Below are 13,448 nucleotides of genomic sequence, written 5' to 3'. Positions count from 1 at the left end.
GTAAAAAACTATTTCCACGCTTGGCTATTAACTAAAGAGCGGTGTATTTACTCCATAAGTAAATACACCGCTTTGGCTTACTGCTATTTACCACGGGATGGATTTTGCTGACCAGGACGTTGTGATTCTCCTTTACCATGTTGTCCTTGCCCTTGTTGTCCTGGACGTTGCTGACCAGGGCTTTGATGTTTAGGATCTTGTTGATTTTGATTCCATTCTTTATTTTCCATTGTAAATCTCCTTATTGGTTACCCATCTATAGGGATAGAACAATAAAATAAATAACGCAAATGTTAAGTGAAAAATTTAATGGGAAATTCGTATAGAATGCTATGAATTTAATTGCATTTTTTTTTGAAAAATTTATTTATAATCTTTTAGGATTGTTAATGAAAAAAATAATTTCATCAGTTATAAATTATGATCTTTCTAGTTGAAGCAGGAGGTTGGAAAGCGTAGCAATTTTATTGAATATCATCAAATGATTGCCACGCTCTTTATTAAGCTCAGCGCGTTAAACTGGAATTTACTGAACTGTCCAGATCAAAAAACTCTTTACCCTGAATTACTAAGCCAGGATAGGCTTTCTCTACAGTTTGTATGACTGCTGGCGTAACTTCTTTATTGAAAATAACCTGAAGGCGTTGATCAAGGGGGCCGTAGCCAATTTGTTTGGTTTTAAAATCCACGTTAGGCTTTAAATTATGCAGGGCAATGGCTTCTCGCAAAGCATGATAAGCAATAATGCAATCACCTAATTTTTCTAACCGACCATCCGTTAGCACTAATTCTTCCTGCATAACTTGAGCTAATGTTTTAAATTTCCTCTGCTGTTCCTCTCATTTTACGCAGGTAATTATATTTTATAAACATTAAGGAACTATTAATTACATTATGCAAGATAATAAATCACAATCTGTGAGCGAGATTTACTAAAATCTATATATAATTTTAGTTTTTATTGGAATAGCGCTTATGCATACGGACGTCTATAAAAAGTTAATTAAATTGCTTAACAATGCAATTATTCCTTTAAAAAATACCAATAAAAGATATTCTTCCTTATTAGAAGAAATAGAAGACAAGCGATTTGTTTTGATTGGTGAAGCCTCTCATGGAACGCAAGAGTTTTATCAAGCGCGTATAGAGATTACGCAGAAACTTATCGAAGAAAAAGGGTTTATGGCTATCGCCATTGAGGGGGACTGGCCTGATGCTTATAACATCCATCGCTATGTGCAAGGCAAAGGCTCCAAAGAGAGTTGGCAAGACGCTTTACATCATTTTACTCGCTTTCCTACCTGGATGTGGTGTAACACCTCTATCGCTCAATTTATCCAATGGCTTCGTGATTACAACGATAACTTACTTCCCTCCGAAAAAATTGGCTTTTTTGGGCTGGATTTATATAGTCTTAACGCTTCTATGGAAGCAGTAATCGATTACTTAATGAAAGTTGATCGGGAAGCGGCCCGGAGGGCGAAATCAAGATACGCCTGTTTCGATCATACTGAACCGCAAACCTATGGGTATTTAGCGAATTTGGGAGTTAAAAAAACATGTATCAATGAAGCAATTTCCGTCTTAATCGAATTACAAAAAAAATCATTGGACTATATTCACAAGGATGGGATTCGCGCTGAAGATGAATATTTTTTTGCTGCACAGAATGCTCGTTTAGTTAAAAATGCCGAAAAGTATTATCGCACGATGTTTGCAGGACGTGCTTCCTCCTGGAATATACGCGACAAACATATGATGGAAACATTACAACAATTAGTTGACCATTTGGAAAATCGTTTTAAAAAGCCCGCAAAAATCATTATCTGGGCCCATAATTCACACATCGGTGACGCACGGGCTACCGAAATGAGCCAACAAGGCGAAGTGAATATTGGCCAATTAATTCGTGAAGCGTACGACAAGCAATGTTATTCAATCGGATTTTCAACGTATGACGGCTTTGTGACCGCGGCTGATGATTGGGATATGCCTTATGAATATAAACGGATTACACCCGGACTTGAGGGAAGTTACGAAGATTTATTTCATCAATTAAAATACGACACTTTTATTTTGCACCTTCATAATGAAGAACTGGAGCATTTTCTAAAAATTCCACGACTACAAAGGGCAATCGGAGTGATTTATCGTCCTGAAACTGAACGATTAAGCCACTATTTTTTTACGCATTTAACCCATCAATTCGATTGCATTATCCACTTTGACACAACGCAAGCATTAAAGCCGTTAACTCTGGGCCTGAAAGTTTCTCACTAAATCTAAACCAATTACGGCAACCACAAGATTCGAATAGAGCTAAGTGTGTCTGCGCGCTTAAAGATTGCACTCCACAAGATCATTATTTAAAATCAAGCTTCATTTTTTAAACCCGCGCTTACTTTATGCTTTTTTCAAGTCCATTCTTCCTATTCCTCTTTATGCCTCTTGTCTTATTTCTGTTTTTTATGGTGCCGTTAAAAGCCAAAAACACTGTTTTATTGATAGCTAGTTTTCTATTTTATTTTTGGGGTGAGCCACGGTTCTTCTTTATTGCTGTGTTGTCCACCTGCTGTGACTATTACTTATGTCAGCAAATTTATCGTGCAAAGAAAAAGCATCAAGCACTTATCTCTTTGAATATAGGGATAATTTTAAACGTCTTCCTATTATTTTATTACAAATACCTCGATTTTTTTATTAGTTCCACGAATGCCTTCTTTTCCTATTTAAATATCCAATCTCTGCCTCTGTTAAATATCGCATTACCCATTGGCATTTCCTTCATTGTTTTTGAAAAAATTACTTATTTAGTGGATGTGTATCGTGGTATTTCTACTCCAGCCAATTCATTAAAAAACTATCTTCTCTATATCTTTTTTTTCCCGAAACTCTTAGCGGGGCCAATTGTCAAATATCATGACATTGCCACTCAATTAAAAAATCATCATCAAAGCATAGAAAATTTTATTCAAGGCTTTAAGCGCTTTCTTTTGGGCATTATTAAAAAAGTGCTGATTGCTGACACCGTAGCCGAACTCGCCGATCAGGTCTTTTCTCTTCCTGGCGATCAGCTCGGATTTTACAATGCTTGGCTTGGACTCATCTGCTTTAGCTTACAAATTTATTTAGATTTTTCAGCGTATTCTGACATGGCCATTGGCCTTGCTAAAATGTTTGGGTTTAATCTGCTTGAAAATTTCAACATGCCTTATCTTGCAACGAGCTTTACTGATTTTTGGCGACGATGGCATATCTCTCTATCCACATGGATTCGTGAATACCTTTATTTCCCCTTAGGCGGCAATCGATACGGAACACTACGTACTTATTTTAATTTGTGGACCTGTTTTTTAATTTCAGGATTGTGGCACGGAGCAAATTGGAACTTTGTCATTTGGGGAGCCTATAACGGTTTATTTTTAGTCTTGGATAAACTTGGGTGGTTACGTGTTAGCAGCTATTTACCGCGCTATGTCAACATTGCACTTACTTTTCTTTTGGTGATGTTCGGATGGGCAATCTTCCGCACCAATTCACTAGCACAGTTAGAACATTTTTTAAGCGCACTTTTTCATCCTTCCCAGCAAAGCAGTTTTATTTATATTACTCATGATATTTGGGCGGCTATGATTGCTGCTATCATTGTCAGTTTCATCCCGAGCATAAATTCAATAAAGCCCTGGCGCTTAGTAAAAAATAATCGCCTCATAGAACACTGGATGATTAGCACACTCTCCTTTTTTGCAATTTCCAGGGTAGTGGCTGCAACTTTCAAATCGTTTCTCTACTTTAGGTTTTAATTATGAGCATAGAACACACTTCTAATGAACTTCCGAAAGAAGCATCGGAAAATTGGCTCATTTCTGTTAGAAAATTCTTAAAAACCTATCGACAATTTATTCCCTTTTTTGTCGTCATGATCGTTTTAGCACTGCCACTTAATTTATTTGTTATAAAGCAATTAGGGCGAATGCTTTCTTTTCAGACCAAACATACCCAAAAACTACCTGATTTCAGCATGGAAAAATTGCTGAATAATCGCTTACAAAAGGAATATGAAACTTGGTTTAATGATCATAATCCTCTGAAATCAACTTTCACTAAATTTAACAATCAATTCTATTACAGTCTTTTTTCAACCTCGCTTATGTTTAACTCCAATATTGTTGTAGGCAAAAAAGGGTTTCTTTATGAAAAAATCTACACCGATCAATACACTAATCCGCATCATCTGCCTTATACTCCAAAGCAATTTGATAAATGGGCAATGGACCTTAAAGAGTTAGCTGATTTTTTTTCAAAACGCGGACAGACATTTATTTATCTTATTACTCCTTCAAAAGCAACATTTTATCCGGAATATTTGCCAGAGAGTTACGCAAAAATCATTACGAATCCTCGTCCTGATTATTTCTTAAAACTTGAAGCCTTAAAAAAAATTCAGGTTCCTTATGTCGACGCAAGCGAATTGATGCTGGCTCATAAACAAAAACCATACGGCAATTTGCTTTTTACGCGCGGAGGAACCCATTGGACCATGCTTGGTGCTGCATTAGCTGGACAAAAAATAATTGATGTAATTGCTCAACAAACACAAACTGTTTTTCCGCCCTTGGCTTTTACGTACACAGTGAGTACCCGACCGCTTGGTGTGGATAAAGATTTATTACATCTCTGTAAGCTACTTTTTCCACCAAAGCACTACCAAGTTCCTTATGTTACGTTTAAAGCAAATGAGAAGCCCTCTCCGTTAAAACTCGCCATTATTGGAGGCAGTTTTACGCATTTTTTTAAGGAGATGTTTACTGAATCGAACTATTTTAGCAAACTGGATCATTATTATTATTTAATATTAAATCATTACCAATTTGCGGAAAAAGGGAAAAAGATTGAAATGCCGATTAATCGAGAGGATCCAGCTTCTTATCAAGATATTCTCGATGCTGACATCGTCCTTCTGGAAGAGAATGAAATACTTCCCTATTCCAACCACTTTAGGGAGCTTTATTATAGAGTATTAGGAAAACTCCCTAATTGATTCATGAATTTAGATTCATTTCGGTTGTTTCAGCGAAATCAATATTTAATTTCCCGGCTAAATTAGCAATAGCCAAATCAAGGAGCTCGAAAAATTGCTGTCGCTTCGCATAGTCCCCCAAGTCTATGGATTGATTATTGAGTGATAAAGCGGATGAAGCGTCATCAAAAGCAGTTTGTGCCTCACGAATGGGGATCAATTCATAACGGTTATTCATTTCATAGGCTAGCGTGTTCATCGCCTGACTAAACACCTCGCGCACTAAACTCAAAGGAAGCATCGTGGAAGAGTAGGTATTTAAGGAAGTGGGGTTATTATAAAGTTGATCCAAATAAACGCGAATTTGACGAGGATATAGGATAAAAGTACTCCCTGCGGATTCATTCGTACCAACAGCCTGTTGGTATTCGATATCAGCTAAAGAATAATCGTTAATGTGTTTAATTTTATCCGCATAGGAGGGATTAGTTAAATTAGCACACAAATTAATATATGTTTTTGTAATATTAGCCCAAGGACCCGCGTTATAAGCTGCGTTTAAAATCATGTCCAAGAAATTATTTGGATTTGCTTTTAGATTAGCCATACAATCGCCAAAATCGTTTGCAGAAGGTCCCCATGGATCCTTATTGATGGCCTCCAAACGGAGCATGGTATTGTATTGAAAAAAAGCAGCCGCTAAAGGGCCAAAATATTTATTATCAAGCATAATCGGCCCTTGCTTGAGAGTTTGCTCTCCACTGTCTTGATCCTCAATACGATAATCTAAGCTTTTCTGCAATACTACGAAATTGATTAAGCCCAGACCATGTTCTAACCGTTTACCATAATCGTTAATTTGATAAGGACCTCCTTGGCCGGGTGCCAACAACATATTACGAATCGCCTCATCGGGATTAATCCAATTGGACTCGGCTTTATAGCCATTTGTTTGCAGGTTTTCTTGCAATAATTGCGCAAACAATGATCCCTTCAAATATTCTTGATTAAAATAGAGATTAGGGTAACGATGATTTATTAGATAAGCATACATGGCTCCAGCAACGAAATTAGAGATAACTAAATCAGCTGTATTGGAATCAAGGGTTAAACTTTCAGTCTGCTCAGTAATCGCTGTAGGAAAATTCAGATGATAATATATTCGACCCATTACCTCTTGATTTTGCGCACTTGGATAACACAGCAACGTATTGATAATTAAGCAGAAAACGATAACTGCCTTTACTGATTGATAATTAGCAAGCATTAATCAAAAACAATTTTCTCAAAATAAGCTCTTATTATCCATTAAATGATAATTATGTCAAATTATCTATCATTCCGTCGCGACCAAGGAAATAAAAGGATAATACGTTAATTATTTAGCAATTCGCCATCAGTGATTTCGGGCTCAAAAACGCTGAATGGGCTAAAGAAATAGCACTATCCTTCGAGGTATCGCGTGAGCTATTGTCTTGATCAAACGGAACTTTTCTCCCGAGAGAGGCTTTTTCGCTAGCGGCAAAACTTTAAGGTTGTTCCTAGTATTTTTTTGCTTATAAATATTGTATGCTGATTTTCTCTTCCCAAAATCAAATAAGGATATACGATGAAACTGAAACTAGCGATGTCTTTACTCATTGGTACGGTTATTGCGTTACCGGCCTGTACCCCTGTTACTAACTATAATAATCCTCCTCCTGTGAATGGCACACTCACTCCCGCTCAAGCTCAAACCGACGCCAAAATTTTAGGTGCAGTAGCTACTCTCAATCAGAATGAAATTGCACTTGCGACACTTGCACAAAATAGAGCGAGCAATATGGCGGTCAGAAGATATGCAGACTGGATGTATAAAGAACATAGCAAAAATTTACAAGACACACTTGCCTTAAGTAAGACAATAGGTGTTATGCCACAAAATGGCCCTGTAGCAATGAAGCTCCAGAAGAAAGGCAAGCAAGAGCTAGTTACTCTAAACCATGCAAATGGTGTGAAATTTGATCAAATGTATATAAACATGATGGTAAAAGGCCACACAGAAGCAGTTAATTTGCTCAACGGCCTCATTAAAATGACATCTAATCCTGTGGTCGTGAGAGATCTAGAGGCAACGCGTCATCACGTTATGGCCCACCTTCAAAAAGCACAAGCCATTCAAAAAGAAATGGCACTTTCTTAACAATCTAAAGGCAGAAGGGTTCGCTTCTTCTGCCTTTATTCATTCGCTTTCCCTTCCTTCCATTTGACGAAATTTGATTCAGAAACTATCCTTACTTGTGCAATGCAGCATAAGGAGAATGCCATGCAAACTGAAACTTTTCGCAACAGAAGAAATCTTTTTAATTCGATGCAAAATCCAGTTCCCGAATTAATTGAACTGAACATGCAAACATTAAGAAACATAAGTTTTATTCAACCGGGGGATTTGTCAAGTTTAAAAAATCCTCAAGAGCTATTTGACAAAAGCATGAGAATGTTTATCAATAATGGCCACAAAATGCTTGAATATTTTCAACATGCGACCGAGATTTTAGAGAAAAATTGGCTTTCTTCTTCTCATCAAGCCATGACCAATTTAAGACAAGGGATGCAGCAATCTCGGGAGGCTATGGATCAACCGATCAGAAAACGCCCAAGCTCTCGACGAAAAGCACACTAAGTTCATTCCAATAGACGGTAAGAGCAAACCACTCTTATCGTCCATTGATAGCTCAGTAAGGGTAATGATGATGGTTGAAAAGAGGATTGTTTTCTAATTTCATCTTTCTCCTCTCTTCAGCAGTAGGTACAGTCAGCAACGGTGCCGGATTTTCTAAGGCTTCCGATAGACTAATGAATTTATAACCGTTTTTTCGATATAGCTCTAAAACATCTTTCAATAAATAGCTATTTAGCAGATTGGCATGGAGTAACAGTATCTGCCTCGTGCCTTGCCCTTCTTCCTCTGCTCTTTTCTCAGCCTGCAACGTTTTCTGCCAAATATAAATTAAATAAAATGGCTTAAGCCCCTTAATATAATAGGCTCTTAAATGAAACGGAATTTTATAAATTAAGGCGTTAAAATCATAATCCCTGCTGTCAATGGTTACAGGAGCAATCGTGTAGTGGTGTTTACTTAGATAAGCACCTACCTTCTGCTTTGAAACTGAATCACCTTCCGCAAGGTAGGGGTAACGAAAATATTTGGGTTTAGAAATAAGAGGAGAGAGTTTTTTTTCCGCCCGTTCTATGTCTGCAATGTATTGTTCAGCGCTCATTTGATTCAAGTTATAGTGCGAATAAGTGTGATTACCGAGTAAGAAACCGGCATGTCTAAATTGCTCTAAAAATCGCCATTGCCCCCTTTCAATCGCACCCGCTATGACAAAACCTGTAGCAGGAACCTTGTATTCCACTAATGCGCTCACAATATTGGTGAACCGTTCCATAGCGAGCAATTGATCATGCAGCGTACTCATTTTTGAAGCGACGAGAGGCAAATCATCAATGGTAATAGCGATTTCGCGTTCTTGAGCAAAACAAAATGAAGAGAATAAAGAAGCATAGAGAAACAATGATTTAATCATAGATAATCCATTACCCAGATTTCACTATAGCTCACCAATTTATCTAATTGTAGTCAAAAAATGCACAAATACCTAATTGAGAATTTTTGCACAATCCTCTACGATGAGTTCATTCATTGAGAGTAATGCAGCCCAGAAGGACATTATCCATACTAGGCAGCGGCCCTAAACGTTATTGCTGACAGCAAAACTCGAGGAATAACCTATCCTGATTTGGATAAAGTATCCGCCGAACCCTCTGGTAAGGATTCAATTTGAAACCGGGGGTCGGCATTTATCTCTTTTGCTAGTTGTTGCGTAAAAAATCGTGGATCATTTCTTTTTATTTTATCTTCTTTTTCCGGCTCTTTCTCCGCAACTTTTCTTACATCCGTGGAAAAGGATAGCAATTCCTTCTCTTTGCTATCAAGTAACTCTCTTATTTTTCGTAATTTCTCTAATTTTTCTTCCGTCTTTGAAATCGCATCATTATTGCCTTGTTCTTTATATTTTAAATGTAAATTAATTAAAATACTTACTGCCATTTTGGGCGTAACTTTTCGCTGATTAGGTAAATATAAATTAAGAAGAGAGAAACAAGGTATTTTGCAGAATTCCTCGACACCTTCAACACATAACGTCTTAATAAAATGATGTAAAATTGAATCCTTATTCTCGTCAATCGCCTCGATAAACATCGAATTTTGCGTACTGCAAAAAGGGGGATCTTCTTTTTCTAGACTGCATAATTCATTTAACACCCTAAATTTGACGGGAGAATTTTCTTTTTGCAGGAGATTTTTTAATAATAATTCATCAATGGTGGGTTCAGAGTGATCCCATGCCTTGCCTAGACCTCGTATATAAAATTTTTTCTCAGCGCCTTTAATTTGCTTTAATAACCCTTCTCTGAGACCAAACTCCTTAGAAAGGAACAAATCAACCAGCAATAGACCATTTTTCGGTCTAAACAATCGTTCTAGCCAGTGATAAGTTTGAGTGACCGGATTTGACGGTGTTGATTTTTTATTTAAATATTCAAAATCCAGATGCGCAAATAAAAGTTTGTTTGCTTTCAGAAACTCAAGCAACACTTGTGTTTTTTTATCGTCTTGGAGAACATGATAAATTAATCGTGCGGAGAGTTTTTTCCCCTTTGCTGTCGGCATTTCCAGCGGTGAAATTTTCATTTTAAAGAAAACCTGCATAAAATTAGCAGCTAAATCACGTAACTTCTCTGGACTAAGTGTCTCAATATCATTATTACCAATAAACATTTCCTTTAAATAAGCAACCGAAAAATTTTTAAGTAAATGAACATCAGGCTGCTTGTTATGAACGACTCCTTCTCTTATATTTTTTAACAATACGTGAAGGTTTTTATAAGCTTGGCGCATAGCCGGCTGTGATTCTGCGGCCAATGACAACCTTTCAGCATATTGCTCAGGCGTTTCTTGTGCATTATTTTTATGATCCAATAATCGATGACACTCTCCTGAACGAAAATCTAACTGGGTAATTAATGCATAATTACATCGTGAAACACAATAATGAAGAAAATTATCTCCTGCTTTATCGATTAAAAAAATCGCTTCTTTTAATTCATTCGCTAATAAGTTGCTTAATAAAGGACCGGCAATACTGGAGTTGAGTAAATACATGAACCATTCGTTTTCTGGATTGAGTTCTCGCCATCTTTGCTTTTGCATATTCTTTGGCATAAGTAATATACGGGCAGTCATGCCTAACTCAAATTTCAGCGTGTTTTTTTGAAAAAAATTTATAATATTATTTAACAGCCTAGGGCCATAAGCGGATCTAAGAAATATTTCTATGGGGAAATAATATTGTGCCCGTTGGCGGTTCCAATCGCTCACTAGCCATTCCCGACAAATAAAAATGGATTGCAGGACATCAAATAATTCCTTTTTTTCCTCTAAAAACCGCCATAATATGCTTGTTTTTTCTGCATTCTGTAATATTTCTTCCAGTAAGCAATTGTTTTTTTGCCGTGCTTGAGAGAGAGGGAGTAGTGTTTTAAAAAATAAAGCAAAGAATTTTTCTTTACTTCCTATCCTTTTTTCATATTGTTGGCGCAAATTCTCAAGAGTAAATTGCTGTGATAAATTCTGAGCAAGCCCTTGTAAATCTTTTGTTACTGGGATTTCATCTTCAATAAATTCGATGCGCTTTAATGTTTCTTTAGGTAATGCTGGCAACCCCTCTTCCTCGCAATCATCGTCAGAATCATCCAAATCGAATAGGCCTTCTGGAAAAGAAGATGAATTGAGGAATACTTTTTTAATAATGTCTATTCCCTTATTTAAATCCTTAAAAAACGCATTATCTTCTGAGGTCAGGCTAGAGGGCTTGGCTAAACTCGTCTTTTTGTTTTTTTCCTTTTTCGTTGGCGGTGTACTTTTTGCTTTAGGCAAGGATGGAAGTGGTGGAGTTGGAGCAGCATCAGGCAGTCTCAGGCCTTTCTCCGTTAGGAAAGCATCAAAATCTTCAATTTTTCGTTTTAGCTCCCTGACAAAAATATTACGGCTCATCTCTTTTTGCCCAAGCTTGTACAAACGTACCAGTTCGTTTTCCCAATCTGCATTCGTGCAGAGAACGCGAGTCGCTTCCACAGCATCCACATGTTTAAACGTGCATTGACTGTATAAATAGTTCAACAAATCTTTATTAAAATGCGTAATCCATTGAATCACCCAGACTGCCTTTCGTGCACGCGTCTTTCCTATATATATCCCATCAAAAATGCGATCGAATTCGGTATTCTTTTGTCCTGGTTTTGCAAAATTTACTTTCTGACTCCCATATTCATTTGTCGGAATTTTAGTTTTATCTTCCGAGTCTTTCGTTGCATTTGCCTGCGCAAAAAGAGGAGCTACCTTGATAAGATTTTTATTATTCAGCGGCAAATAAATAATAACCTCGTCGTATTCTAAACCCGTGGCCTCATCGAAGGTAAACACTAACGACGTTCCAAGTTTCTCTTGCGCTTCCTTGCGATAACACTCCCAGGTCAAAACAGCAAAATGAAGATTCCCACTCACGTGCGCTCTTAATTTCTCCCAATCATCTGGCATTAATTGCGGAAAAAACTTCACTTCGCCGAGAACGTTTTCCATCTCCCGTGAAGGTCTAATAAATGAAATATCCGTCTCTGAACTAGCTCCAGGAGAAGCTATTCGCTTTGCTGACACAACCTGATTCGCCGATTCAATGACTTTTTTAGGGCAACGATGCGTTTTGGTTAGCGTATACATCGGGAATCGACTACTGACAAAATCTGCATTACTCAGTGGGCTATACGAGCCCTGCTGATGCGTACCAATGGAGACAACAAAAAAAGGCTCTTCGTTTTTCCCTTCCCGCGGACACATCGAAGCTCTTATAAAGTTTTCCAACATCGCTAAGGAGACTTGCTGAGCCTCATCCAGATAGCCACCGCAGAACTCCCCCTTGTTTGTCCAGCGAAAAAACTCAAGATTAAATTGTCGCTTCTCGGCTAATTTTTGGAGGTAGCGACAATACACGTAAAAAAGAAAATCGCGTTTTTGTTCGCTGTTGGAATAATGACTATGGTGCTCCGCACTACTATAAGCTAAATAATTTTTCTTTCCGTCTCGCTCTTGCGCATAACCACTGATGATGCGAAATTCTTGGTATACCTTTTCAACATCGGCTTGTTGTAACTCATCAAAGACTTCTAAACTAATAAGGGGGTACTCCTTCGCTGGCGGAGGGATTGCCTCGCCTTTCTTTTTCGCTTTTGTCGCCTCATTTCGCTTACTCAGATTGGCCAAAAGAACATGACGCTCACTCTTCATGAAATTCTTATACCAACGCGTACAGTCGTCCTTCTCAACCGCTGTTAAGGCTGTTAATTCCGGGTGCAGCCTTAAAGTTAATTTCTTATAGGTCATCGAAAACACTAAATGACCAATCTCTTTAAATTCCGGCGCTGTCCTAAGCTTCTCCTCCATCTCCTGCTGCAGGGCTTCCGACAGGGTTAAATAGCAGAGAAAACTTCCCTCAGGCAAAAGCCCCACCTTTATTGCTTCCAATAATTGATAAGCCATCTTCTCAATTAAATAAAGGGTACCCACCGACGTCTTACCGCCACCAGGAGCGCCGGTTAACCCAAAACCAGGCGCTGCTCTTAATGGCTCTTCTTGCTCTGAGGTCAGCTCTAATCGTTGACCGAGGTAGTAATCACGCACCCACTGCGCCTCCTCTCGCTTATCACCCGTCTTCGGCAATAAATGCGCATCTTCTTCCGTTAATGGAACAAACGTATACGCCGTGGATTTAGCTAATACTTGATAATCTTCACTAAGACCGTTACGTGCACACATTGCCTCGATATCTTTACGGCCTTGAACCAAACTGTTACTCGCGTGTTTATGATTATCCATCTGCCCTATATAATGGTAGTGCCGATGACCCAAATCATCCTTCTTTACTATCAAAATTAAACGAATTTCGTCGTTGTACCTCACCGATATAGTATTTTTCGTCCCCTTCAGTTTCTCCCGACCTAATCCCTTGCCCTGATATCCGTCCGCTAACTTCTGCAAGATCTCTTTGACTTTATCGCTTACTTTTTCATATATATGTACTGTCGGCATCACCTTCACCTCATAACAAAATGCCATATTTTGCGCTGTATAGTCTCAAAATAAAATACACAGAAACGCCATTCTGATTGTGGATAAAATAACTTAATTAACTGGATTTCCATTCACTAAAATTAGATCCTCTTCCGTATGGGACCACCCAGGGGATTCAATGAAATCTTTAATAGTGGTCGAATGAATTATTCTATGAAAAAAAACTTGTTTTACACTCATCTTGCGATAAAAAATCGT

At 37.9% G+C, this 13,448-nt stretch carries 11 protein-coding genes; 5 read left to right on the top strand and 6 right to left on the bottom strand.

Translation table 11 applies throughout. From position 1 onward, the window contains the following. Nucleotides 1-83 precede the first annotated feature (83 nt). Together B5D33_RS16525 and B5D33_RS02450 are read right to left on the bottom strand one after the other, a co-directional pair. A complete protein-coding gene (locus tag B5D33_RS16525; RefSeq protein ID WP_156415014.1) occupies nt 84-230 on the bottom strand; it encodes a hypothetical protein in 147 nt (48 codons plus the stop codon). 276 nt (nt 231-506) lie between these two features. Next, nucleotides 507-800, bottom strand: a complete 294-nt coding sequence (locus B5D33_RS02450; protein ID WP_058452746.1) for a hypothetical protein — start codon at nt 798-800, stop codon at nt 507-509. Between the two features lie 175 nt (nt 801-975). Between B5D33_RS02450 and B5D33_RS02445 the strand changes: the two genes are divergently transcribed. The 3 genes from B5D33_RS02445 (at nt 976) to B5D33_RS02435 (ending at nt 5,041) form a co-directional block, all read left to right on the top strand. Beyond that, nucleotides 976-2,280: an erythromycin esterase family protein gene (locus B5D33_RS02445; RefSeq protein WP_058452745.1), complete on the top strand. Its 1,305-nt coding sequence runs from the start codon at nt 976-978 to the stop codon at nt 2,278-2,280. A gap of 188 nt (nt 2,281-2,468) precedes the next feature. Beyond that, nucleotides 2,469-3,803 carry an MBOAT family O-acyltransferase gene (locus B5D33_RS02440; RefSeq protein ID WP_202972390.1) on the top strand — a complete coding sequence of 445 codons (1,335 nt, stop codon included), beginning with the start codon at nt 2,469-2,471 and terminating at the stop codon, nt 3,801-3,803. 2 nt (nt 3,804-3,805) lie between these two features. Then, nucleotides 3,806-5,041: an alginate O-acetyltransferase AlgX-related protein gene (locus B5D33_RS02435; RefSeq protein WP_058452743.1), complete on the top strand. Its 1,236-nt coding sequence runs from the start codon at nt 3,806-3,808 to the stop codon at nt 5,039-5,041. A 1-nt stretch (nt 5,042) separates the two neighbouring features. Here B5D33_RS02435 and B5D33_RS02430 read toward each other — a convergent pair whose 3' ends face one another. Next, complete coding sequence (locus B5D33_RS02430; protein WP_058452742.1) at nt 5,043-6,287, bottom strand: hypothetical protein; 1,245 nt, start codon at nt 6,285-6,287, stop codon at nt 5,043-5,045. 342 nt (nt 6,288-6,629) lie between these two features. Between B5D33_RS02430 and B5D33_RS02425 the strand changes: the two genes are divergently transcribed. Together B5D33_RS02425 and B5D33_RS02420 are read left to right on the top strand one after the other, a co-directional pair. Continuing rightward, nucleotides 6,630-7,202, top strand: coding sequence for a DUF4142 domain-containing protein (locus tag B5D33_RS02425; protein ID WP_058452741.1), 573 nt, complete (start codon nt 6,630-6,632; stop codon nt 7,200-7,202). A 123-nt stretch (nt 7,203-7,325) separates the two neighbouring features. After that, nucleotides 7,326-7,682, top strand: coding sequence for a hypothetical protein (locus tag B5D33_RS02420; RefSeq protein WP_058452740.1), 357 nt, complete (start codon nt 7,326-7,328; stop codon nt 7,680-7,682). A gap of 52 nt (nt 7,683-7,734) precedes the next feature. Here B5D33_RS02420 and B5D33_RS02415 read toward each other — a convergent pair whose 3' ends face one another. From B5D33_RS02415 to B5D33_RS17030, 3 genes are all read right to left on the bottom strand, one after another. Further along, on the bottom strand, nt 7,735-8,589 hold the full coding sequence (locus B5D33_RS02415) for a polysaccharide deacetylase family protein (protein ID WP_058452739.1): 855 nt from the start codon (nt 8,587-8,589) through the stop codon (nt 7,735-7,737). Nucleotides 8,590-8,792: 203 nt separating this feature from the next. After that, on the bottom strand, nt 8,793-13,208 hold the full coding sequence (locus B5D33_RS02410; RefSeq protein WP_115304873.1) for a hypothetical protein: 4,416 nt from the start codon (nt 13,206-13,208) through the stop codon (nt 8,793-8,795). Nucleotides 13,209-13,301: 93 nt separating this feature from the next. Further along, a complete protein-coding gene (locus tag B5D33_RS17030) occupies nt 13,302-13,430 on the bottom strand; it encodes a ubiquitin family protein (protein ID WP_078767309.1) in 129 nt (42 codons plus the stop codon). Nucleotides 13,431-13,448 lie beyond the last annotated feature (18 nt).

It is taken from the genome of Legionella maceachernii, from assembly GCF_900167045.1.
Lineage (GTDB): Bacteria > Pseudomonadota > Gammaproteobacteria > Legionellales > Legionellaceae > Tatlockia > Tatlockia maceachernii.
The sequence above is the reverse complement of the archived record's forward strand: the minus strand, read 5'-3'. Positions and strand labels throughout refer to the sequence as shown.

Excerpts from the sequence above, each read along its gene's own strand:
- B5D33_RS02445 (WP_058452745.1), top strand. The coding sequence starts at position 976 with ATGCATACGGACGTCTATAAAAAGTTAATTAAATTGCTTAACAATGCA.
- B5D33_RS02420 (WP_058452740.1), top strand. The coding sequence starts at position 7,326 with ATGCAAACTGAAACTTTTCGCAACAGAAGAAATCTTTTTAATTCGATG.
- B5D33_RS02430 (WP_058452742.1), bottom strand. The coding sequence starts at position 6,287 with ATGCTTGCTAATTATCAATCAGTAAAGGCAGTTATCGTTTTCTGCTTA.
- B5D33_RS02435 (WP_058452743.1), top strand. The coding sequence starts at position 3,806 with ATGAGCATAGAACACACTTCTAATGAACTTCCGAAAGAAGCATCGGAA.
- B5D33_RS02440 (WP_202972390.1), top strand. The coding sequence starts at position 2,469 with ATGGTGCCGTTAAAAGCCAAAAACACTGTTTTATTGATAGCTAGTTTT.
- B5D33_RS02410 (WP_115304873.1), bottom strand. The coding sequence starts at position 13,208 with ATGCCGACAGTACATATATATGAAAAAGTAAGCGATAAAGTCAAAGAG.
- B5D33_RS02415 (WP_058452739.1), bottom strand. The coding sequence starts at position 8,589 with ATGATTAAATCATTGTTTCTCTATGCTTCTTTATTCTCTTCATTTTGT.
- B5D33_RS17030 (WP_078767309.1), bottom strand. The coding sequence starts at position 13,430 with ATGAGTGTAAAACAAGTTTTTTTTCATAGAATAATTCATTCGACCACT.
- B5D33_RS02425 (WP_058452741.1), top strand. The coding sequence starts at position 6,630 with ATGAAACTGAAACTAGCGATGTCTTTACTCATTGGTACGGTTATTGCG.
- B5D33_RS02450 (WP_058452746.1), bottom strand. The coding sequence starts at position 800 with ATGCAGGAAGAATTAGTGCTAACGGATGGTCGGTTAGAAAAATTAGGT.
- B5D33_RS16525 (WP_156415014.1), bottom strand. The coding sequence starts at position 230 with ATGGAAAATAAAGAATGGAATCAAAATCAACAAGATCCTAAACATCAA.